21 protein-coding genes are annotated in these 22647 nt (G+C 41.1%); 3 read left to right on the top strand and 18 right to left on the bottom strand.

From position 1 onward, the window contains the following. Positions 1-81: 81 nt before the first annotated feature. The 7 genes from BW961_RS12090 to BW961_RS12060 form a co-directional block, all read right to left on the bottom strand. Entirely contained in the window at positions 82-1281 is a 1200-nt protein-coding gene (locus BW961_RS12090) for a M14 family metallopeptidase (protein WP_068587206.1), read from the bottom strand. A 192-nt stretch (positions 1282-1473) separates the two neighbouring features. Next, complete coding sequence (gene racE, locus BW961_RS12085) at positions 1474-2286, bottom strand: glutamate racemase (RefSeq protein ID WP_068587204.1); 813 nt, start codon at positions 2284-2286, stop codon at positions 1474-1476. A 196-nt stretch (positions 2287-2482) separates the two neighbouring features. Then, a complete protein-coding gene (locus tag BW961_RS12080; RefSeq protein WP_082867535.1) occupies positions 2483-2836 on the bottom strand; it encodes a YtxH domain-containing protein in 354 nt (117 codons plus the stop codon). A 158-nt stretch (positions 2837-2994) separates the two neighbouring features. Next, positions 2995-3927: a DUF4261 domain-containing protein gene (locus BW961_RS12075; RefSeq protein ID WP_082867534.1), complete on the bottom strand. Its 933-nt coding sequence runs from the start codon at positions 3925-3927 to the stop codon at positions 2995-2997. 16 nt (positions 3928-3943) lie between these two features. Next, complete coding sequence (locus BW961_RS12070; RefSeq protein WP_068587201.1) at positions 3944-4378, bottom strand: DUF86 domain-containing protein; 435 nt, start codon at positions 4376-4378, stop codon at positions 3944-3946. 40 nt (positions 4379-4418) lie between these two features. Continuing rightward, a complete protein-coding gene (locus BW961_RS12065; protein WP_068587199.1) occupies positions 4419-4706 on the bottom strand; it encodes a Dabb family protein in 288 nt (95 codons plus the stop codon). Between the two features lie 87 nt (positions 4707-4793). Further along, positions 4794-5210 (bottom strand): phage holin family protein, encoded by a 417-nt coding sequence (locus BW961_RS12060; RefSeq protein ID WP_068587198.1) that lies wholly within the window; start codon positions 5208-5210, stop codon positions 4794-4796. A gap of 196 nt (positions 5211-5406) precedes the next feature. Here BW961_RS12060 and BW961_RS12055 point away from each other — a divergent pair, with 196 nt between their 5' ends. Next, positions 5407-6000 (top strand): helix-turn-helix domain-containing protein, encoded by a 594-nt coding sequence (locus BW961_RS12055; protein ID WP_068587197.1) that lies wholly within the window; start codon positions 5407-5409, stop codon positions 5998-6000. A gap of 139 nt (positions 6001-6139) precedes the next feature. On the opposite strand, the gene BW961_RS12050 is transcribed toward BW961_RS12055, so the two are convergent. The 3 genes from BW961_RS12050 to hxlA form a co-directional block, all read right to left on the bottom strand. Then, positions 6140-6496 (bottom strand): winged helix-turn-helix transcriptional regulator, encoded by a 357-nt coding sequence (locus BW961_RS12050; RefSeq protein WP_068587196.1) that lies wholly within the window; start codon positions 6494-6496, stop codon positions 6140-6142. A gap of 139 nt (positions 6497-6635) precedes the next feature. Further along, the gene (gene hxlB / locus BW961_RS12045) at positions 6636-7187 is read right to left on the bottom strand and encodes a 6-phospho-3-hexuloisomerase (protein ID WP_068587195.1); all 552 of its coding nucleotides are present in this window, start codon (positions 7185-7187) and stop codon (positions 6636-6638) included. A 7-nt stretch (positions 7188-7194) separates the two neighbouring features. Continuing rightward, positions 7195-7827: a 3-hexulose-6-phosphate synthase gene (gene hxlA / locus BW961_RS12040; protein WP_068587193.1), complete on the bottom strand. Its 633-nt coding sequence runs from the start codon at positions 7825-7827 to the stop codon at positions 7195-7197. Positions 7828-8093: 266 nt separating this feature from the next. Here hxlA and BW961_RS12035 point away from each other — a divergent pair, with 266 nt between their 5' ends. Beyond that, a complete protein-coding gene (locus tag BW961_RS12035) occupies positions 8094-9479 on the top strand; it encodes an MATE family efflux transporter (protein ID WP_068587192.1) in 1386 nt (461 codons plus the stop codon). A 42-nt stretch (positions 9480-9521) separates the two neighbouring features. Here BW961_RS12035 and BW961_RS12030 read toward each other — a convergent pair whose 3' ends face one another. The 7 genes from BW961_RS12030 to BW961_RS12000 all read right to left on the bottom strand — a co-directional run bounded on the left by BW961_RS12030 (position 9522) and on the right by BW961_RS12000 (position 16864). Further along, positions 9522-10631, bottom strand: a complete 1110-nt coding sequence (locus BW961_RS12030) for a sensor histidine kinase (protein ID WP_068587190.1) — start codon at positions 10629-10631, stop codon at positions 9522-9524. Continuing rightward, on the bottom strand, positions 10628-11308 hold the full coding sequence (locus BW961_RS12025; protein ID WP_068587188.1) for a response regulator transcription factor: 681 nt from the start codon (positions 11306-11308) through the stop codon (positions 10628-10630). The genes BW961_RS12030 and BW961_RS12025 overlap by 4 nt, the downstream gene beginning before the upstream one ends. After that, positions 11283-13103: an ABC transporter ATP-binding protein gene (locus BW961_RS12020; RefSeq protein WP_068587187.1), complete on the bottom strand. Its 1821-nt coding sequence runs from the start codon at positions 13101-13103 to the stop codon at positions 11283-11285. Before BW961_RS12020 ends, BW961_RS12025 begins: the two co-directional genes overlap by 26 nt. A gap of 177 nt (positions 13104-13280) precedes the next feature. Continuing rightward, a complete protein-coding gene (pstB, locus tag BW961_RS12015) occupies positions 13281-14036 on the bottom strand; it encodes a phosphate ABC transporter ATP-binding protein PstB (protein ID WP_068587364.1) in 756 nt (251 codons plus the stop codon). Between the two features lie 13 nt (positions 14037-14049). Then, positions 14050-14946, bottom strand: coding sequence for a phosphate ABC transporter permease PstA (gene pstA / locus BW961_RS12010; protein ID WP_068587185.1), 897 nt, complete (start codon positions 14944-14946; stop codon positions 14050-14052). Further along, positions 14943-15848 (bottom strand): phosphate ABC transporter permease subunit PstC, encoded by a 906-nt coding sequence (gene pstC / locus BW961_RS12005; RefSeq protein WP_068587183.1) that lies wholly within the window; start codon positions 15846-15848, stop codon positions 14943-14945. Before pstC ends, pstA begins: the two co-directional genes overlap by 4 nt. An 89-nt stretch (positions 15849-15937) precedes the next feature. After that, positions 15938-16864 carry a phosphate ABC transporter substrate-binding protein PstS family protein gene (locus tag BW961_RS12000; RefSeq protein ID WP_068587181.1) on the bottom strand — a complete coding sequence of 309 codons (927 nt, stop codon included), beginning with the start codon at positions 16862-16864 and terminating at the stop codon, positions 15938-15940. 227 nt (positions 16865-17091) lie between these two features. Between BW961_RS12000 and BW961_RS11995 the strand changes: the two genes are divergently transcribed. After that, positions 17092-17970, top strand: coding sequence for a LysR family transcriptional regulator (locus BW961_RS11995; RefSeq protein ID WP_068587180.1), 879 nt, complete (start codon positions 17092-17094; stop codon positions 17968-17970). 192 nt (positions 17971-18162) lie between these two features. Here the strand turns inward: BW961_RS11995 and BW961_RS29505 are convergent, their stop codons facing one another. Then, entirely contained in the window at positions 18163-22473 is a 4311-nt protein-coding gene (locus tag BW961_RS29505; protein ID WP_082867533.1) for an S-layer homology domain-containing protein, read from the bottom strand. Positions 22474-22647 lie beyond the last annotated feature (174 nt).

Raw genomic sequence — 22647 nt, 5'->3', positions numbered from 1 at the left:
GAAGGAAAAGAATCATGCTTAAGCGGTCGGCCCCCTCTGGTATAACATACGACTTAATGTTGAAAATGTTTCATACTGTTTTCAAAAACTCATCAATTCACCCACGATTAACCCTACCTCGAGACTCATATTCCTATAATCATGGAGTGGAAGAGGATTCACGCCTTGACCTATTTCTACCGTAAAGCCTGGACGCTTGAAATGTTGAATGAACCAATCTTTATAGCCTGCGTCACTACCTTGTAATTTCACAGCACGATATCCACTAACTTGGGCTAGCCTATGACTCCATTTCTCACTTATCTCAGGTTCATAGTCACGATAATTCCAATATATCTCTTGTCCTTGGCTGTGAAGTGAAATGACCGCATCCGGCGATATATCTAATGTAAAAGCAACAAGTGCTTTAGATTCGTGTTCACTTAATGGACTTGTACCTGCATAATCTCGAGGTGATGGGAATTTCTTTCCTCTACGAATCACTTCCTCTTCCCAATGCGCAGGAAACTGATCACCAAGGTCTACACCTCGAATATTTGCTTTCCAATGCTTGAAATCTCGGCGGTGGCTATTGTATTCCATTAGTTCAGCGTAGAAGGGGTGTGCAGGGGTAGCACCTTCTTGAACCAATTCCACTCCGTCTGGATTAGCCATAGGTAATACCCATAACGTACAATTGTCGAACCATTCTTGTGGATTATACCCATTCCACATATGCTGATTCTGATAAGCTTCGGCGTATTCCTCTACGAATCGCATCACACATAATGTTGTCATCCATTCATTAGCATGGATAGAGGCATTCACATGTATTATTCTTTTACCCTTACCTATTTTTAATACCTCAAGCGATTTACCCATCACACTTTCACCTATTGAACTTGCCTCAATAAACTTATATTTACCCATTAACTCTGTAATATGCTTCATCATATCCCTGTATCCGTATTCACCATGAGGCTCAACAATAGACATTTTGTCCGATGAAGGAAGTACTAGAATCCGTCCAATTGGGAACCAATCGTGGGAGATTCCAGGATTAAACCCTTCAAGGGCATGCTCCGAAATTGAGAATTGTTCTAGGACGCTCGCAAGTGTATCACCCGATTGTATAGCGTATCTCCGTCGAGGTGTAGATGGAATAAATAATATTTGTCCAGGAATAAGATAAGGTTGATCAGAGGCCCAAGGATTGGCGTTCAAGATATTCTCTGGCTTAAGGCCTCTAATCGTCGCGATACGTTGCAGTGTATCTCCTTCTCGAACGATATATTCTAGCATACATACCATCCTTTCTTTATGACTTGGTGTGAGCCACAACAACAAAGATTTGGTGCTTAGATTGTATGTCTAGCTCCTTGTCCTTCATTCGTAATCACGAAATAATTATTTCGTTCTACAAGATATCCAAAAAGCCCGAAGTTCAATTGAACTTCGGGCTAGGCTAATCATGATTCAGTTGTACTTATGACTTTATTCTTCAAAAGTAGACACTTGCCAGACGACGGGAGTCCGTCGTATCTGTTCGCCCAGCCATTCATTGGCAATCTTCTTGAATATTTCGCCATCTCCACTACAGAAAAATTGATGTACCGGGCTTTCATCACTCTTCGCAAGTTGACCCTTCTCGTATAAAATCGTACTGATTTCCCTTGCTGTCTCATCAGCTGAACTAATCAGCTTGACCTTATTTCCCATGACCTCTTGAATGGAATCCATAAGAAAAGGATAGTGTGTACATCCAAGAATAAGACAATCAATAGAAGTGTCACGAATGTTCTCGAGCGACCGCTCCACAATATCTGTTGTCCCTGCTCCTCGAAATAATCCTTTCTCTACAAGTGGTACAAGCAGTGGACAAGCTTCACTTATCACATTTACATAAGGAGATAGTTCTTTAAGAGCAGCCGTATAAGCCCCACTCCCAATCGTACCCACTGTCCCTATAACACCAACGTCCCCTGTCTTCGTTGCACTGATCGCTGCACGGGCTCCTGGATGAATAACGCCAATAACAGGTATATTTACCTTTTCAGAAATATATGTGAGTGCCGCTGCCGTTGCAGTATTACAAGCAATAACAATCATCTTAGGTTCAAATTGGAGAAGAAAGTCTACAATTTGTTCTGTGAATACTCTAACTTGATCCGATGACCTTGGTCCATATGGTGTGCGGGCAGTATCTCCAAAATAAATAATTTTCTCACGTGGGAGCTGTCTCATCACTTCTTTGGCTACTGTTAGTCCCCCCACACCCGAGTCTAATATTGCAATTGCATGTTGCACAAACACACCGCTTCTTTCTGTATCGATTTCTGTTTCCTACTTTGCTACCATATGTCAGTAAATATTATAACGTACCTTAAATTTTAACCCAATTCATTTCGAGCTTCAAGGAAAGTATCTACTGTTCTTACATCATAGAAAAACAGACCTTATTTCCCTTAGATTTAAGGATAAGGTCTGCATGACTTGTCGATTATCAGATCAACTCTTCATCCACAAAGAGATCAAATGCATCCAATTCAGGTTCTTCTTGTACGGATGAAATCTTAACCAACTCATCATCTGTTTCATTCTTACCATGCCGCCATGCCTGAATATCCTGAACAATATCATTGGCTTTCGTCTTCACGATGCCATATATATTGGCACTTTGCTCACCAGCTGCACTCACCAGCTCTTGTGTCTTACTGCCTACCTGACGTGATTTGTCTGCAATATCCTTACGTAATTCTGCTCCTTGTTTCGGTGCAAATAATAATGCCGTCACCGACCCAATAACACCACCAACTACAGCACCCCATAAGAAGCCTTTGTTATTAACTTTCATCATTCATCTCTCCTTCTTCCTTAGCTTTAGACTCGCTGTCTTTAAGGAGCATATCGTATGTCCTTAGCATAAGAACGGGCGAATGCCTATTTGTTAATTGCATTATAGTCAGAAGGAGCTTGGCTTGACACTCAGGACAACCCAAAAAATGAATCTTTCATCTAAGCTTGATTGTTACCTTGATTTGCATCATGTGCAGACCCTGTATTGAGATCAAGAACGACACGTGGTGGTACAACTAAAGCATGTTGGTGCTCACATAAATAAGCCTTATTCGCAGAAGTTCCGATGGACTCTCCATTATGAACGATATCACCCTGATCATATAAATATTTAGAAATCACGAGTAAATCCCGTCCTAATGCACTAGGATCTAAATCATAGAAGTGACATTGTACATCGGGAATGCCCAATGCGGATAACCCAAGTGTATCCATAATCATTTCCTTTTCTTTCCCAGTACTATATAAACGGAGATTTACCGCACCATATAACTTCTCTCCTTGAAGAGCAGCTTCCAAATATGCATGGGGTTCAACTAGCTTATCACTCGTGTGCCAGAACATGGCCTTGCAAGATGCCGATTCTAATACAGCTTGTACTACTCCTGAAATGAGTTCAAAACGTTCCTTATACGGTAAATCACCCGCAAATAGATCATGAACACGAACACTGTATTTACAATTCGTTATCGTTGCTTGTGCATCCTTCCAGTGAAAAGATTGCTGAAGTGCACTATCGAAGCGATCGTACCCTTGAAGTATATGCGGTTCATAAATGCAGCTTTGTGCATACTCAACCTCTCCATCATCGTAGGTCACCTTATGATCCAGATGAGAAAAGACCATGGGCTGTACACGCTCTTCTCCTGACTCAACAGCTTCCTCTGCAAAAGTTGAAGAAACATGATTGGTTGAATCTGTTACTTTCACTGCCCCTGTGTATTTTTCCAAAGAGGCAAGAAGTTTCTCACTTGATATATTCGGTAGTTGGTCATATAAGAACTCGATTGTATATATAGGCTCAAATCCAGATACTTCGCTATCATTTAATTCTTCTTGATCATTGTTGTTCATGTTTTCTTCAGAGGTCATACATTAACGCGCTCCTTTATGATCGTACAACACCCAATTCCTGATCCAAGTAACCCCTTACAGAAGAGGAAAATTCATTCAGAATGGTTGGAAGTACGCTTGTGAGAGGGTGAAGAGACGTTCGATCCCATTCGTAATACGTCTGTACCAATGGTTTGCGAAGTTGGACTAACTGAACTAAGGAAGCATGAATAGTGCTGTTAAACACCTTTTCTTCATGCGTAATATCAAGGATATCTTCATAACTGCTGGCATCACGCATGATAAATCCATCAATAAGATAGCTACCAATATCCGTTACTACCTCAATGGCTAAATGAAGAGTTCTCTCTTGTACAAACCCCAAGATGAGGCCTCCATCCCATTCTTCTATGACGGTTTGCAAACCCGTTACAATATCAGGAATCGTATGCAAACGTCTCTCGATCTGTTCTCTATTAACATAGTACACAGCTTTACCCCCATGAAAATGTGTTAACGATCTCTTCTATTTATAACTCGTAGTCCACTGCGATAGAGCTTTCTTTGAACTCATTCATATGTTTGATGACTTCTTGATGTACAGGATGAACTTGATAGGCTTGAAGATCCTCTAGCGACTGTACTTCTGTAATGAGGGAAATGTCATATGATCGTTCTGAACGAATGACATCTATCCCAACTTCCATAGAGATAAGCTGCGGTATTCTGCCTTCCATATCTCGAAGCACATTTGCCGACCTAAGAACACTTTCGGGAGAACTATCCTTTAATTTGAATAATACAATATGTTTTATCATCGAATACCCCTGTCTTCTTAATTGTATAAGGTTCACGAAAAATATAACATACCACATGAAATTGGGAAAGAAGCTTGTCATCTATGACTAACTTTTGTCATCATCTGATGTATCTTTATTTTTCAAAATTTTAATAATTCGTGTCACCTTATTAGGGAGTGGTAAACCCAAACGCCCATAGTTCTCAGTAATGGATATTAACTCATTCGCCATATAGAAATAGATAGCTCCACTTTTCACTACACCCAAATCCTGACCAAGTAAAATATCCATTTGATGAGCTAGCAATATGACGATGAACATCAACGCTTTTCTAGTAATTCCCCAGAACCCTATTTTACTATTAAGTCCAGTCTTGTCCTTTATTGCTGCTAACACACCTGTAATATAGTCTATAAGAATAACGACTAGAAAAATACTAAGCAGTTGATTCCATCCACCAAAAGTGAATGCAATAACAGCACCTACTAAACCACTTGCTCCCTGTATTACAAGTGTATTCATGAACACTACGCCTCCCCTAAAAACATTTCATGCTGTATAATATGAACAGTATTGTCAGAATGGGACGCCTTTTGTCACTGATTTAATAGATTTATAGAGCACTTTGCGTGGAATTATACGATAGGTTAGTTTTACTATTGATACTTCGTCTATAAATAGAGTAGAATTTATAATAAAAAAAAATATCGGAGGAAATATGCCTACACAACCAGAAAAACATTCAATCCAGGCGTGGTCCCTGATCAATCGTAAGTATTTAGGAAAAGGCGTTCGTGTCAAACGTTTCCGTAAACCAACACGTTGTCAAATACGCAATCGTGTTCTACTTGCAATTTTAATGGCTAATGACATTAAGTTATCTTATTTGGCTGAAAAACTCTCTGTATCATCTAGAAGTGTAAGTGCTTGGGTATACGAAGGACGGATTCCCGGTAAGAAAAACATGGAAAAAGTATGTGAATACTTGGGATATCCTCGACATATTCTTTTTAATGAAGCTCTCCTTGAGAAGAGTCCCATCATCTGCCAACCTGAACATTCCAGATTTATGCGCAGAACACTGACTCGTTCTCCTGTGAGCAACAAGATTCTAACGGGTCTTTGCATGGTTCATGACCTATCCGTAAGTGATGTGAGTGAATGGATTAGCGTTCATCCTGGTACATTCCGTAAATGGTTACATCAGGGAGCGTTACCATCTATGACATTTCAAGAAAAAACAGAAGAATTCTTCCGTATTCCAAAAACCATTCTATTCGCAGACGTGGTGTTGAAAGAAAAATCACTTTAACAAGTGGAATTATACTTTCTTATATTTTAAATAACGAAATAAAAAACCTCTGAATACCCTTAGTGGAATAGGTATTCAGAGGTTTTTTAGATTTGTATCCACATGTAGTTATTTAAATGCATTTGTCGGTGGAAGATATCTACTCTTTCCAAATGACATTCTCTCCATAGTTTTTTCCCCAGTCATACATCATACGTAGAACGGGCATCAGACTTTGACCGTATTCTGTCAAAGAATATTCAACTCTTGGCGGAACCTCCGCAAATACTTCTCTGAAAACTAGCTTATCTTCTTCCAACTCTCGCAATTGATTAGTCAACATTTTTTGTGTTATATGTGGAATAAGCCGCTTAAGTTCACTGAATCTCTTGGTTCCTTCGAGACCGAGATGCCATAGAATAATCAGTTTCCACTTACCGCCGATTACAGCAAGTGTAAGCTCCTTCTCACAATTGATTTCCTTGAGATTAATGCGATCTTTTATCTCCGTCGCCATATTTACAAGCCCCCTCATACTCTCTTCATACTACAGCTTACCCTAGGGAGTTCCAAATGTACGCAAAAACGAATAACTTCCCACGTAGGTCAGCATTCGTTTTTGCGATAATATTAATACGATTCAATGGATGCTCGCGTTACTCCAAATTAGCATGTTTACCGAACATTCGTGTTGTATTCTGGCCTGTCTTCTCCATCATCATCAGAATAATGGCATCATATACTACCAACATCGTCTGTTCAAATAATGAAGCCATAGGCTGAATAGTAGTATAATTTCCACTCTGATCCTTCGTAGAACCCGGTAGCTTCACAATATAATCCGCCAAGCGCCCGATCGTCGAATCCGGCATGATGGTAACTGCTACAACCACCGCACCTAACTCTCGGGCCTTTTCTACCATAGAGATCAGGCCTTTCGTTTCGCCAGAACCCGTCCCGATCACAAGCACATCTAACTTATCAATCCCTGGGGTTATGGTTTCTCCAACGACATAGGCGTCTTTACCGACCTGCATGAGCCGCATAGCAAATGCTCGTCCCATCAGTCCAGATCTTCCGGCTCCTGCTACAAACACTTTGCCAGATCGTAAGAGAAGATCAGCCACCTGTTCTACTTCTTCTCCAAGCTGCGACACTGAGTGCTGAATCTCATTCACAATTTCCTGTGCATATTCCATTGTATTCATCGTAAGATTACACTTGGCTTACGAGACGTTTCATTTCTACTGCCGCTGCTTTTCTGTCTTCCTCGCCAGTAATTCCCCCGCCCACAATAACAAGATCCGGATTCGCTGCGATAACTTCTGGTAACGTACTTAGTTTAATTCCTCCAGCAATAGCTGTCTTCGCGTTCTTCACTACGCTCTTAATTGCATTTAAATCATCGAACGAATTCTTGCCATCCGCTTGATGATCATACCCAGAATGTACACAAATGTAGTCTACACCAAGCGCATCTACTTCTGCCGCTCTACCTTTGATATCCTTGACGTTGATCAAGTCTACCAAGATCTCTTTATTGTGTTTCTTAGCTTCCTCTACTGCACCTCTAATGGTCGAATCGTCAGATACACCAAGTACGGTTACGATATCTGCCCCAGCTTCAACAGCCTTCATCACTTCATATCCACCCGCATCCATGATTTTAAGGTCAGCTAACACTATCAATGATGGAAATGCATCTTTGATTGCTTTTACCGCGTGTAGTCCTTCATTAATAACAATAGGTGTTCCAATTTCAACGATATCTATAAATTCCGCAACTTCCGATACAACCTCTATCGCTCCGGCAATATCAACAAGATCCAATGCTAATTGCAATTTCATAATAGTTAAATCTCCTCATCAATAAATTATTGTTGGTGTTGTACTCATTGTAGAACCTTACAATCAAATCAGGAAGTAGGCACTTTAAAGTGGGGTAGTTACCTGGAAGGTACTAATGTGTCGTTGTAGGCTTCAGCAAATTGATTAACACATTTATTTTCCGTTATTCCGCAAATAATACTGCATTTTCGTAAAAGCTATGCTACCATTACTCAATGTTTAGCAATTTCAAAGCACAAAATTATACATACATAAGAAGGAGTACTATGAACCAAAAAAAACATCAAGAATTCAATCTTATTAAGTTAACTTGGCCGATATTTCTAGAACTGTTCTTATTTATGCTCATGGGTAGCGTAGATACGTTTATGATTAGTTCTGTATCTGACAATGCTGTCTCTGGAGTCGGTGCAGCGAATCAAATCATTGCCATTGCTATTCTGGTACTTAGTGTAATTGGAAATGGTGCAGCGATTGTGATCTCCCAATTTCTTGGATCAAGGAAGCTGCTTGAGGCTGCTCAAGTAACAGGGAATTCCATTACACTCAATCTGTTAATTGGTTTTATTCTAAGTGCCTTTCTACTACTCTTTGGTGGAAGTTTATTGTCTGCGCTAAATGTGCAAGGTGATATTTACCTTTATGCACAATCGTATCTGAACATCGTCGGAGGTTTTATTTTCTTACAGGCATTAATAAATGCATTGGCAGCAACTATCCGCACACACGGCTTTACTAAACAGACGATGATCGTCTCATTGCTGATGAACCTCATTCATGTCGTAGGAAATTATGCTTTAATCTTTGGTCACTTTGGCTTTCCTGCGTTAGGCGTCCAAGGTGCGGCTATTTCAACAGTACTTAGTCGGTTAATCTGCCTTATCTTATTCTTTCTACTGCTTAATAAAATTATGGATGTGCGTGTAAAGTGGTCCTACTACATTCATCTGTCCAAACAACATGTCCAAAAAATACTCAAAATTGGCATCCCGTCCGGTTTTGAACAAATTACCTATCAGTCCTGCCAGCTCGTATTCACACTTTATGTTACCTATTTGGGTGCTGAAGCGATGGCTACCCGCCAGTATGCAGTTAATATCTCCAGTTATATCTATTTATTCAGTTTGGCCGTGTCTATGGGGACCTCCATTATCGTTGGGCACCTCGTTGGTGCTAAGCGTACAGATGAAGCCTATAGGCGTGTATTTACAAGTGTGAAATGGGCGCTTCTCGTCACTGTCATTATCGATGGGATAATCATCTTCTTCCGAGTACCACTATTTGGTCTCTTTACGAATAACGAGAGTATTATCATGATGGGCGCCCAAGTGATTCTGCTCAGTATATTCCTCGAGACCGGGAGAACGACTAATCTGGTCATCATCAACTCATTACGTGCATCTGGCGATGCTAAGTTTCCCGTGTATATGGGCCTGATATCGATGGTATGTATGAGCTTACCGCTCGGTTATGTGTTAGTATTCCAACTTCATCTAGGCCTTGCCGGTGTGTGGATCGCCATTGCTTGCGATGAATGGCTACGAGCCATCATAATGTTCTTCCGTTGGAAGAGTAGAGCTTGGGAAAAGCATGGACTTATTCAACACGAGACTGTGGAATCTGACGCGAATAACGTTGCGACTGTAAATTAAAATACTAATGATTAGGTATAAAAAGAGCAGGCCAAGGGATATTTAACCTTGAACCTGCTCTTTGGCATTTCCATTCTCTTTACCTTTTACTCCAAGTTCGCCCCTCTTCAAAGGCAGACGCACCACGAAAGATGTTCCTTCGCGTGAACGACTATTTACAGTTATGCTTCCGTCATGGATTTCGACAATCTTTTTCACTAATGATAGACCTAACCCACTTCCACCACCACTGGAACTTCTGGATTTATCCGCCTTATAGAAACGATCAAAGACAAGTGGTAATTCCTCTTCCGTCATCCCTATGCCACTATCCTTGATCTCCACCTCAATGCTCTCATCAATGATCTGGAGACGGATATGAATAAACCCGCCCTGCGGGGTAAACTTAATGCTGTTATGCAATAAATTGGTCCACACCTGACTCATCAGATCCTCTACTGCATGAATAGAAATCTCCTCGAGCTCAGCCTCAACCTCAATATTCTTCCCTAGCCATTGCGGTTCAGAGGCCAGAACCATCTCCCTGAGCTGCTTATCCAAACGATAAGCTTTAACCTCGAACGGTAAGCTGCCCGATTCTAGTGCAGACAGCTTCAACAGATTATCGCTAAGCCCAGAAAGACGGGTACTTTCCGATTCAATAATATCAAGATAATGCCTTCTACTATCTAGGCTCAGCGTATCACTTTGTAACGCGCGTGCAAACCCGCGTATCGAAGTCAGCGGAGACTGAATCTCGTGCGATACATTGGAGATGAAGTCCTGCCGCATCGTCTCCATTTGATTAAGCTCACTGGCCATTTCATTAATTCCTTCAACGATTCCCCCAAACTGCCTATAACGACTATCATTTTCTAATACGACCTTGAAATCTCCTTGAGAAATTTTCCTTATCGCCATAATGATCGGATTATAGAAGGCTCTCTCTTGTCCGCGCATGAAAAATCCGATCACTGCCATAATACAGAAAATAAATAAAAATTGGAGTAACATACTGATCATTTGTGCTACAAAAACCGATGAAGGCGTACCCAGGATTCGGAATATAAGCTTAGATGCAAAATATGCCCCCGTCCATGAAGCAATAATAACGGTAATGAGCAAGCATAATTTCAAAATAATTTGAGCTATCTGCTTAAATCTCCTTATCATCCTATATCTCCTTCCAACCGATAACCCAGCCCTCGGATTGTACGAATGGAAAACCCATATTTATCTTGGGGAAACCGTTCACGTAATCGATTAATATGTACATCCAACGTACGTTCATTGCCCATATAATCATAGCCCCAGATATCTTCAATTAGTCTATCCCTCGCCAATGTCTGCCCTGGGTAACTACCCAGCTTGAATAGAAGTTCAAATTCCTTAAGAGGTAGGCTGATATCTTCATGCCCAGTGAACACCTCATACGTCTTGCGATTCATCTGTAAACGGCCAATGGTTACTCTTTGTGCAGCAGAGATCTGAAAGCGTTTCAACAGCGCCTTAACCCTCGCTATAAGCACCATTGGCTCAAATGGTTTCACGAGATAATCATCCGTACCAAGCTCAAAACCTTTCACAATCTGAGACGTTTCCCCTTTGGCCGTCAGCATAAGAATCGGAAAATCGTAGGTCTGCCGTAGCTGACGGCACAACTCCCACCCGTCCATATTCGGCATCATGACATCAAGGATAATCATATCTACAGAAGTGCTTTCAAGAAGTTGGATAGCCTCTATTCCATCGCACGCGCCATATACCTCATCCATCCCCTCAGCTCTCAGAAACACTTCCACTAATTCGCGGATATGTGGGTCATCATCCACCACTAATATTTTTGGCATATTCCTGTCTTTCCTCCTCATCAATACTAGTACGCTCTTCTGGTGCTAGCATTTGTAACTGCTGAGTAGCAAATTGTCGATAAAGCTCATGGTTCTGAAGCAGCTCTTCATGTCTTCCTGTTCCGGTAATCCTGCCTTTCTCCATAAAAATAATCTGGTCGGCATTCACAACCGTAGACAGCCGATGTGCAATAACAACTGTTGTTCGTCCCTTCATCAGATTGGAGAGTGCCCTTTGTACAACGGCCTCCGACTGACTATCCAGACTGGAGGTAGCTTCATCCAGCATTAATATGGAGGGATTGCGCAACAATGCTCTAGCAATCGCTATCCGCTGCCGCTGTCCACCAGACAGCTTCACGCCACGTTCGCCCACATCGGTATTATATCCGTCTGGTAATTCTTCAATAAAACCGTCGGCATATGCCATTCTTGCAGCGTTAATCATTTCATCCTTGCTAATTTCCCGATCAAGCCCATACCCTAAATTCTCAGCAATTGTTCCCGCTAGTAACGGACTTTCTTGGGATACATAGCCGATTTGACGACGCCAAGATGAGAGAGAGAAGTCTGAGACTGGATTATCCCCAAATTTGATCACACCTGAAAAAGGGACATAGAATCGTTCTAGAAGGGAGAATAAAGTCGTCTTCCCGCCTCCGCTCGGTCCAACGATCGCAGTAACCTCACCAGGCAACATCTGAAAGCTCACATTATTTAATATATTCTCACCCGTCTTATATCCAAATGAGACGCCTTCCACACGAATAGCAGTCTCTGAACCATTTATAATCTCTTCCCCTTCGTACATTTCCTCTTCTGCTGCCAGTGTTTCAATCATACGTTCTGAAGCACCCTTCGCTTTTTGAATTTGCGTAAAGAATGTCGTCAGTTGCGTAAGAGGCATCACAATATTAATTAAATATAAAATAAAAGCAACCAATTCTCCAGCTGTCAAAGCACCCGACGATACCTGCATACCCCCATAGCCGATAATGACTACAAGCAGCATCATAAGAACGAATGAGACAAGTGGGTTAATCATGGCATTAATCTTACCTTCACGGATTCCGAAAGATAACAAATTCATAATACCAGCTTTTCCGGCCTTATATTCTTTCTCTTCTGCCCCGGAGGATTTAACCAGTCGAATTTCCGACAGTACTCCGCTTAATGTAGCTGTAAATGAAGCCGTTTCGTCTTGCATACCCTTGGATATTTTGTACATCTGGCGCCCTAGTGGCACAAGAATGAGTGCAGAAAGTGGAAGTACGGTGAACAGTACCAACGTCATTTTCCAATTCAAATAGAGCAAGACGGAGATCGAACCCACAATAGAGATCACACCGGTAAAAAGGCTTGCAATGTGCTCCGATACCAGCGTCTTGATCACTCCAGTGTCGTTCGTCATACGACTTACACTCTCACCAGTACGAGCATCGTTGTAGTAGGACACAGGTAGAACTAAGAACTTGCGCCATAGTCGTTCTCGCAGAGATGCAACCATCTTTTGCCCAACATAGTTGAGTATATAAATAGAGACGCCTCCGGCGATCGTCTGCGCAATAAAAGCACCCGCTATCGCAGCAACCTGCATTTTGCTAACAGAAGCTAGCGAGAATCCATCTACTAACGTCTTGGTGAACAATGGAATAACCAATCCTACCAGTGTAGATATGATGCTAAGAGCAATAGCTATAGCAAGCAACCCATATGAAGGCTTTGTTTCTTTCAATAGCGTCAAGAACGGCTTGCTTGCCTTACTTCCTTGACGGTTAGATTTATTTCGATTCATGGATGTTCCCCTTTTCTTACGGTTGTGTGTGTACAAAAGTCTAAAAGACCTTTCCTGCCGTAAGACAATAATAATACTCCTATGTAAACTGAAGTTAAACAAACCTATTATCAAATCATAACAAAAGAGACGAAATCCTCCGTGAAGGTTTTCGTCTCTTTTGTATATGCAGCAGCATCATCCAAACCGACCTGATATATATTCTTGTGTATTTGTATTCGTAGGATTGGTGAAAATGATATCTGTCTTATCATGTTCCACAACACTTCCTAAATAGAAATAAGCTGTATAATCAGATATTCTTGCAGCCTGCTGCATGTTATGTGTAACAATCACGATACTTAATTCTTTCTTCAAATCTATGATTAATTCTTCAACTTTCGCTGTGGATACAGGATCAAGTGCTGAAGCTGGTTCATCCAGCAACAGAATACGTGGATTGACTGACAACGCACGCGCGATACACAGCCTTTGCTGTTGGCCTCCGGATAATGATAATGCGGATTGCTTCAAACGATCCTTTACTTCATCCCACAATGCTGCTTTCCGTAAGCTACTTTCAACGATCTCATCTAATTTCCGTCTATCCTTGATGCCATGATATTTCGGTCCAAAAGCGATATTATCATAAATTGATTTATAAAAAGGATTCGGACGTTGCCATACCATCCCGATCTTTTGTCTTAATTCAATCACATCGGTTCCTGGTGCATTGATGTCTTCTCCATCAATCCATATTTTCCCGGTGATTCTGGATCCTGCAATATCATCATTCATGCGGTTTAATGAACGTAGAAATGTGGATTTCCCACAACCGGAAGGACCAATCAAAGCCGTTACGCTTTGTTCCGGAAAATTCATATCTATACCCTTTACCGCTTCATATTTTCCGTAAAAAACACTTAGGTTCTCGGTTCGAAAGGTTGTTTGCATCATTTAAGTCCCCCTATTTTATCACTTTAGATGCAGTAAAAGCTTGATATAACACTCTTCCTAGCCATCTAGCAGTTAAATTAAATATTAGTACGAGGATAACCAACACCGCTGAAGCCCCTGCTGCAATCGCCATGGCATCTGGTGCAAGACCTTCACTATTAATTTTCCAAATATGAACGGCCAATGTTTCGGCTGGACGGAATGGATTAATCGGTGATGTAGGACTTAGTGGATTCCAATTCGTGAAGTCTAGTCTTGGTGTGGACATTCCAGCTGTGAATAGAAGTGCTGCTGCTTCCCCGAATACTCTACCCGCAGCAAGGACGGTTCCTGTCACAAGATTAGGTATAGCGACTGGCAAGAGGATAGAAACGATAATTTTCCATTTGGATAGACCCAAGGCAAGACCTGCCTCTTTCTGCTCCTTCGGAACACCTCGGAAAGCTTGTTCGGTTACACGTACCATAAGTGGAAGATTGAAAATCGTCAGCACAAGTGCACCTGAGAATAGTGAGAATCCGAAACCAAATGTATTAACGATAAGTAATAACCCGAACAAACCAACGACAATCGATGGAAACGAAGAAAGTACTTCAACCACGAGACGAATACTACTTGTAATCTTACCTGGCTTCGCATATTCCGCCATATAAATACCCGCACCTAGACCCAACGGAATCGTAATAATGAGTGTTAGAACGAGTAAGAAAAGTGAGTTAAATAATTGTGGTCCGATACCACCACCCGCTCTGATCGTCTGCGGAACAGAAGTTAGGAAGGACCAGCTAATATGACTCAGTCCCCGGAATAGGATAAATCCTAACAATCCCAATAATACGGCAACAATAATCGAGGAAAATGTAACAATGACACCTGTAGCTATTTTATCAGCTGTTCTTGGTTTCATAACCGATGTCTCCTTTCCAAGAGCCTAACAACAATAACGAATATAAATGTCATGACCATCAGTGCAAGAGCCATGCTCCATAGTGCATTATTTTGGACAGATCCCATAACCGTATTCCCCATATTCAACGTAATGACACTCGTTAGTGTGGACGCTGATTCAAATAAGGAATGAGGTATATGTGGCGCATTACCTATAACCATTTGAACGGCTAACGCCTCACCAAATGCACGCGCCATTCCGAGGACTACCCCAGTCAGTAAGGAAGGCATAACCGTTGGTAGAATCACGCTATAGATCGTCTGCCATCTTGTAGCTCCTAACGCATAAGAAGACTCCTTCAACCCTTTAGGAAGTGAACTAAGTGCATCACTTGCAATACTCGTGATCGTCGGAAGAATCATAACCGAAAGTACGAGCGAACCTGCTGCAATCCCGATTCCTTGACCAGGAAATACATCACGAAATAGCGGTACAATAACGCTTAATCCCACGAAACCATACACGACCGAAGGAATTCCTGCTAATAGTTCAATAACAGGTTGCAAAAGTCTCTTTCCCCAAGATGGTACGATTTCGTTCATGAAAAGCGCAGCACATATGCTTAATGGACTTGCAATGAGCGCAGCTAATAGTGACGTAGCAAAGGAACCCGCAATAAACGGAAGTGCCCCAAATACAGGATTATCCCCATTGGGATCCCACTTCGTACCAAATAAGAAATCACCCACATTAACGCCATCTTTAATAAAGGTTGTAAGTCCCTTGGATGCTACGAAATACATCATAGAAACGATAACAATCACTAAGAGAGATACACAAAAGGTTGTATAAATTCGTCCAATCCAATCTTCCAAATGATGCTTCTTGATGAGGACAGGCGATCCATTATTTGATTTCATAATTGTCCTACTTTCTTAAAGTGAAAATAGAGGCAGATGAATCCGCCTCTTTTTTGAGTATTTGGTGGTCATAACTCTTTATGATTCAATTATTTCTTTGTTACATTTCCGTCTACGTCACGAGTAACTTGCATTTGGGATGCTGGAATATATCCTAGTTCAACGACATCGCCATTTTGAACTTCATCCGAAACCATGTAATCCAAGAATGCTTTTACAACTTCATTTGGCTCACCTTTAGTGTACATATGCTCATAAGCCCATACTGGATATTCCCCAGTCACTACATTTTCCACTTTCGCTTCAACACCATCGTACTTGATTGATTTAATGGAATCATCTAGGTAAGAGAAGGCAAGATAACCAATAGCACCTGGTGTTTCTCCAACAATTTTTCTAACCGTACCTGATGATTCTTCTAGAATAGCACCTGACAAATCTTCAACCTTCGTACCTAATGCATATTTCTCAAAAGTACTACGTGTTCCTGAGCTGCTTGGACGGTTTACGATAACAATCTTCTCATCAATACCGCCAACTTCATTCCAGTTCGTTACTTTACCAGTGAAAATGTCTACCATCTGTTGCTTCGTTAATGTATCTACGCCTGTATCTTTATTGGACACAATGGACATCGCAACGACTGCTACTTGATGATCAATAAGCTCTTTTGCTTTGTCAGCATCTGCATCTTTCAATTTCTCTTCTGCAAACACGTCAGAGTTACCGATATCCGCTTGTCCTCCGGACACTTGTGTAAGACCTGTTCCACTTCCGCCGCCTTGAACTTGTACTTGAACTCCTGCATATTTAGAATCAGCCATAAATTTCTGTCCAACTTGCTCCACCAATGGCTGTAATGCCGTTGATCCAACTGCAAGAAGTGATCCAGTTAAAGCTTTATTAGTATCTGTCGAATTACTCGCACCTTTATTTTCCCCGTTGTTTCCGCAAGCAGATAATGCAAGCACTAGTGCTAGTGTACCCATTAATAGAGCTGGTTTTTTCAATTTCATTGTTTATTCTCTCCTCCTGAATATCTCTGTATTATTCGTGTCGTAGTAAGTTTCTATTGCTAACCTACAAATCTATTGTAGTTCGCGAACATTTTTGCAAAATCGTTAGTTTGTAAAATTAAAAATAAATATCACCATATAAACTTTATAAAGTTATAGAATTTATCTATAATGAATTAATCATAATAAAACAAAAAGGCGTGGTTACGATCAACATTTTAAAATTAATGATCCTTGTTTACATAGAGAAATATAAAAAGGTCACCGACGTTGCAAAGGAACTGAATATGAAGCAGCCCTCCGTAACCTTTCATATGAAAAGTCTTGAAGAAGAGATGGGGACTGTATTATTTGAATCCAAGCGAGGACGAATGGTACTAACAGAAGCAGGAAAGGCCCTCTATCCTTATGCTTTGAAAATAACTGGACTTGCTGCCGAAGCCAAAAAGGTGGTTCGTGATTATGCCATATTGGATAAGGGCTCCTTACATATCGGAGCTGACTCCATCATTGGTACTTATCTTTTACCAGAATTAATAAGTATATTCTCAACTAAATATCCTGGGACACGACTTCAAATGACAATTAAACCTACCCATATGATTCATCAAATGCTTCTGAATCAAGACATCGATATCGCTTTTTGCCAATCCAGGCTACCGCGTCAGGGATTATTCGATGGGTTTCAACATGAAGATCTGTGGGAAGATGAGCTTGTTGTCATCTTTGGTCCATCACATCCTTTCTCGAAACTTCAACAACTGAGCCCGCAGATCATAGCCAAACAATTCTTCGTTCAACATGCAGAAGGATCTTGTATACAGGAATTCACCACAGCTTGGTCCAATGTAAACGTCATTCATCTGTGGGAACGAATTCAAATGGATTCACCCGAAGCTGTGAAATTAGCGGTAACGCAGAATGATCATATTTCCTTTTTCCCACGAAAAGGTATTCAAGCCGAAATTGCTCAAGGCACTCTCATGTGTCTACCTATTCCCGAACAAAAAAATTCTGCCTTAGCCTCATACATGGCCTATCCACCTGATTCTTCCCAGTCTTCATTGCGGAGTGAGTTTGTAGCGTTTATTAAAGAGCAGATGTAATTGCCATGCAAAGTAATGTAACTCGCTAGGGCTACCTATTTAGGAATCGGAGGCATTATTGAGAGTATATTCTCTCTAAATTCAGTGATTTGGATAGAAGTGATTGGTAATATTTATTACAGAACACCAAAAAGCTGACCCAAAAACACAGGTCCAGCTTTTTTGGTTCCATTTTTAATTTAATATCTTAAATTACTTTCCCTTCTTGTCTAACATAGTCAGAATTATGGCAACCGCTTCAGCTCTTGTCGCTGTCTGATTCGGTGCAAAGTGATTCTGACCAATACCCTTCACAATACCTTTCTCTACCGCTGCTGCAATATACGGTACTGCCCATGCCGGAACATCCTTAGCATCCGCAAAGGATAATGTGGCTTTGGTATCCACTGTGATCCCCAGAGAGCGTACAACCATAACCGTTAATTCTGCACGGCTCAGCTTCTGCATTGGACGGAAAGTACCGTCATCATAACCGCTAATAATGCCTAATGATACCGCTTGTTGAACGAAGGAAATGCCCCACGCTGGAATTTTAGTTGAATCTTTAAAGCTTGGGAGCGTTCCGCTGTTCGGCAATTGTAAAGCACGAGCCAGCATTGTGGTGAATTCTATACGATTAACTTTCTGATTAGGACGGAATGTGTTATCAGGATAACCTTCCACGAAATTAGATTCAGCGGCTTTCTGAATGACAGCAGCTGCCCAATGACTTCCTAGATCCTTAAATTTCACAGTACCTTGTGTTCCACTATTGTTTCCACTATTCCCATTTTGGTTTCCACCCGTACTTGTATTACCTCCAACCGTTCCGCTGGTGTTACTACCACCTGCATTACCAGAATTCCCTGTGTTTCCGTTACTACCATTGTTGCCAGTATTTCCGTTACCACCTGTGTTGCCATTTCCATTATCAGTACTTGTTTTCTTTATAATTCCGAATTGCTCAATAATGAAAGGCTCAGCATTATTCTTGTTCTGATCAATCTCATAAGAAACGGCTGTCAGTTTGTCTCCATCGACAGTAATGCCCACAAAGTTCTGAACTTGACCACGCTTAGGACGTTTGTTATCACTCGGATCCGGACCATATGGAGCCGCATGACTCTCATCAGCTACCTCAAAGAGATTATAATAAGCGTCTCCAAGATCCGGCTTTTGATTCTTGTAATATACCTTCGCACCCGCTGTAGCAGGAATGAGATAAATCGAACCATCAGGATTTACGGTGTATTCAACCTTTTTACCGTTAAGAGTTTCAGTAATCTTCTCAGATGTCGCTGCTGTACCATTAGCTTTAATCGGCTTAGTACGTGCATAAATGTGATCGTGACCTTGAACAACAAAGTCTATTCCAAGCTCCGTCATAATTGGAGCAATTTTTGTTCTTACACCATTGGTGCCCATAATGTCTGAATCCGTAGCATGGTTGGATGTGGTGTATGGACCTTTATGAATATTGACAATGATCCATTTATAACCGGCTGCCTTAGCTGCTTTCACATCTGATTTAAGCCATTCTACTTGATCCTTACTAAAATTAGCGTATTCATCAGAATCTTCATTACTGTTCAATACTACGAAGTGCGCGTTGCTGTAATTATAGGAATAATAAGCACCGGTTTCTGTTGCAGAGCCTGGCGCCTCCTTGATATTGAAGTGCTCATAGAAAGCATTCGCTTCATCCTCATGGTTACCCGCGGATGGAACAATTGTAGTATTCAGTAGACTATCTTGTGAGTTACCAAGTAACCATTCCCATTGAACCTCTTTTGTTCCTGTATCTACAATATCTCCATTGTGAACTACGAATTTAGCATCAGGTACTGTAGTCAGAGCCTTAGCTAGTGTTTGTCCAGATAGAATAGCCTCGTCTTCTGATTTCGCCTGAGTATCAGCTAAATCTATAAATGTAAATTTACCGGATGCAGACGCTGTCTGGAAAGTACCTGTTGCACTCCAAATACCAAGTGCTTCGTCACCTACTCTGAAGAAGTAAGTGGTATCTGGCTGTAGCCCAGTGGCTTCTGCCTTATGCACCAACTGATCCTTCGCATTCGTAGAGATGGAAGAACGTCCAGTAAATTTCGTTACCTTACTATAATCTGGCGTTCCATCTGCCTTCTTAACTACTTGCAAGTCATTTCCCATAGAAGCCAGTGGTGTGTACCATGTGAATCCTTTAGAACTAACAGAATCACCATTGAACGTCACGGTCACTTTGCTAATCGAAGCATTCGATGCAGTCGAGACAATGACAGCTTCTGAGTTTGTTCTGCCGCTAACAGCTTTTATGACGAACTGATAGGTTTTACTTGGATCGACATTATCCAACGTGTAACTGTAAGAATTCACTCCCGCTTGATTAGGAACATTTACATTCCAATTTGCTACTACCAAATCATTCTTCTCATAAATTCTATATCCGGATACCGCAGAATTTGATACCGGTGCATCCCACGTTAACGTTAATTTACCATCTGCCGTTTTATTTACTTGTGCCTGTTGGACAGGATTGGATACCTCATCTGACTTGACGATAGTATACTGATCATAGAGGTCTGTCGTTCCCGATGTCGTCGTTGTGTATGCCTCGAAGGATAACTCATCGTCAGTCACAGTTACGCCCGTGAACATTTCCTTATCCGGCTGAGCATATTTAGCAGCAAATGGGAAAGGCCCTTTGCTAACATTATATCTCTTGTTTCCTGCTGCATTGGTAATCAGATACAGTGTTCCTTTAGGATTTGTTACTATCCCGTTAGCGTCAGGCGTGTCTGTCTGAACCTCATTGTTATACATTTGGTAACTTCTTGCGAATGTATGATCATGACCACCAACAACCATATCAATTCCAAGTTCATCAAACACCTTCGTTAATTCAGCTCTATAAAAGAGAACATCCTTGTCATCCGAATGATTAGCAACAGAATAAGGGGATTTATGTAGGAAGACTACCTTCCACTTCTTATCTGTCTTAGCAACTTCGCTACGAAGCCACTCTACTTGTTTATTATAGATTTCTACAATTTCTGCTGTTGAACTTTCACCATAGTACTCTGTATTAAGCACCATGAAATGTGCTGAACCATAATCTAAAGAATATACCGATCCATCTGGTTTAGCACCTGTGTTCGAAACATTAGGCAAATTAAAGTGTGAAGTGAAGTTACTGAAATTCTTACTTTCATGGTTACCTACTACAGGAACCATTGGTGTTTGCGTCAATATATCCTTCGCTTTATTAAAAAACCATGACCATTGCTCTTCTATATCACCATTATCCACCAAATCTCCAGCATTCAGAATGAATTTAGTGGCTGGGAACTTGCTCATTCCTTCTTGAAGTGTATGATTCCAAATCTCAAAATCGCTTTCTGAGGTTCCTTGCGAATCAGTTGTATATAGGAATTGGAATGCGTTATTGCCAGAGCTTTCCGTTTTAAAAGTACCCATAGGACTCCAATTATCAGCTTGGCCATCCCCAGCACGGTAAGCATATGCGGTCCCAGGCTGTAAGCCATCAGCGATTACCTTATGGCTGGTCACAACAATCGGTTTATTGGATGATTTATCTGCCTTTGTCTTAAACACACTGATCGTATCTGAAGTACCATCATACGATTGAATCCCTGTAGTTGGAAATTCACCGTTAATCAATCTAGAAGCATCAACCACTTCCAACTTAGTACCTTTTACAGACTCCGGTGCATACCAAGAAAATGCCATACTGGTTTGTGGATTCCCATTAAAGGTCAACGCAATGGATTCAGGTTTCCCTATAACCGGAACCCCTGGATCTGGTTTGTCTGCTAAAGGATAGGCTATGAGATTCATATCAAAGTAGAGATCCGAGCTACTATCGTTATTTTGGTGAACCTCAGCAGCAAGTACATTATCTCCATCCTTGAGATTGGCTTTTAATAAAGTTGTAAGATCAACTGCTGAATAAATAACCGGGCTACTTTTATTACTAGTACTTTTGGTAAAGAAGTTTATTTCTCCTTCAGGCATACCGGCACGGTAAATTTCATTACCATTCAAATAGAGCACAGCTCCATCATCAACACCCAATGTAGCCATAATTCGGTCGTAACTGACCACCTGAGCCAAATCTACATTCAGATTCGTTCGGAAATATGTAGTACGGTATTTAGTCTTAATATTAGATCCGTATTGTACGGTTGTATTCAACCCTCCAAATTCTGAAGTACTAACTCCTTTTCCGTCATCCTTATATCCCAAAGGAGCCGGACCTGTTTCCCAATTTGTATCATCATATACGGCACGCCATACTGTCGTTTGATCTGTACCATGATCTAGATACTTCCATATAGAGTTCTTTTCTAATAAAGGCATTGGAACACTGGGTAGAACCGACTTCAACTGAGGCGAGCCCTCGTCTGCGTTCTGTGCCGCAAATGCTGGTGTTCCTGTAGCGATAAGACTTAATACCATGATTAGGGCAAGAGTGGTGGAAACTATCTTTCTAACTAACTTATTCATTAGGTATCTCCCTTATATATATTATGATTACACCTACACCGAACCATAATAACAAAGGATTGTTTTCGTAATGTTTGAATCAAGGTAAATATATGTAAACTCACTTTAAAACTTGAATCCCATTGCTCGTAACCTAGCAACAATTCAAAGAAGCCCACTTATATAAGGGGCTTC

The sequence above is a fragment of the Paenibacillus macquariensis genome, assembly GCF_900156375.1.
Taxonomy (GTDB): domain Bacteria; phylum Bacillota; class Bacilli; order Paenibacillales; family Paenibacillaceae; genus Paenibacillus_AQ; species Paenibacillus_AQ macquariensis.
The sequence above is the reverse complement of the archived record's forward strand: the minus strand, read 5'-3'. Positions and strand labels throughout refer to the sequence as shown.

Coding starts and splice junctions, on each gene's coding strand:
- BW961_RS12090 (WP_068587206.1), bottom strand. CDS start 1,281: ATGCTAGAATATATCGTTCGAGAAGGAGATACACTGCAACGTATCGCG.
- BW961_RS12080 (WP_082867535.1), bottom strand. CDS start 2,836: ATGATGAAAGTTAATAACAAAGGCTTCTTATGGGGTGCTGTAGTTGGT.
- BW961_RS12075 (WP_082867534.1), bottom strand. CDS start 3,927: ATGACCTCTGAAGAAAACATGAACAACAATGATCAAGAAGAATTAAAT.
- BW961_RS12065 (WP_068587199.1), bottom strand. CDS start 4,706: ATGATAAAACATATTGTATTATTCAAATTAAAGGATAGTTCTCCCGAA.
- BW961_RS12060 (WP_068587198.1), bottom strand. CDS start 5,210: ATGAATACACTTGTAATACAGGGAGCAAGTGGTTTAGTAGGTGCTGTT.
- BW961_RS12055 (WP_068587197.1), top strand. CDS start 5,407: ATGCCTACACAACCAGAAAAACATTCAATCCAGGCGTGGTCCCTGATC.
- BW961_RS12050 (WP_068587196.1), bottom strand. CDS start 6,496: ATGGCGACGGAGATAAAAGATCGCATTAATCTCAAGGAAATCAATTGT.
- hxlB (WP_068587195.1), bottom strand. CDS start 7,187: ATGAATACAATGGAATATGCACAGGAAATTGTGAATGAGATTCAGCAC.
- hxlA (WP_068587193.1), bottom strand. CDS start 7,827: ATGAAATTGCAATTAGCATTGGATCTTGTTGATATTGCCGGAGCGATA.
- BW961_RS12035 (WP_068587192.1), top strand. CDS start 8,094: ATGAACCAAAAAAAACATCAAGAATTCAATCTTATTAAGTTAACTTGG.
- BW961_RS12030 (WP_068587190.1), bottom strand. CDS start 10,631: ATGATAAGGAGATTTAAGCAGATAGCTCAAATTATTTTGAAATTATGC.
- BW961_RS12025 (WP_068587188.1), bottom strand. CDS start 11,308: ATGCCAAAAATATTAGTGGTGGATGATGACCCACATATCCGCGAATTA.
- BW961_RS12020 (WP_068587187.1), bottom strand. CDS start 13,103: ATGAATCGAAATAAATCTAACCGTCAAGGAAGTAAGGCAAGCAAGCCG.
- pstB (WP_068587364.1), bottom strand. CDS start 14,036: ATGCAAACAACCTTTCGAACCGAGAACCTAAGTGTTTTTTACGGAAAA.
- pstA (WP_068587185.1), bottom strand. CDS start 14,946: ATGAAACCAAGAACAGCTGATAAAATAGCTACAGGTGTCATTGTTACA.
- pstC (WP_068587183.1), bottom strand. CDS start 15,848: ATGAAATCAAATAATGGATCGCCTGTCCTCATCAAGAAGCATCATTTG.
- BW961_RS12000 (WP_068587181.1), bottom strand. CDS start 16,864: ATGAAATTGAAAAAACCAGCTCTATTAATGGGTACACTAGCACTAGTG.
- BW961_RS11995 (WP_068587180.1), top strand. CDS start 17,092: ATGATCCTTGTTTACATAGAGAAATATAAAAAGGTCACCGACGTTGCA.
- BW961_RS29505 (WP_082867533.1), bottom strand. CDS start 22,473: ATGAATAAGTTAGTTAGAAAGATAGTTTCCACCACTCTTGCCCTAATC.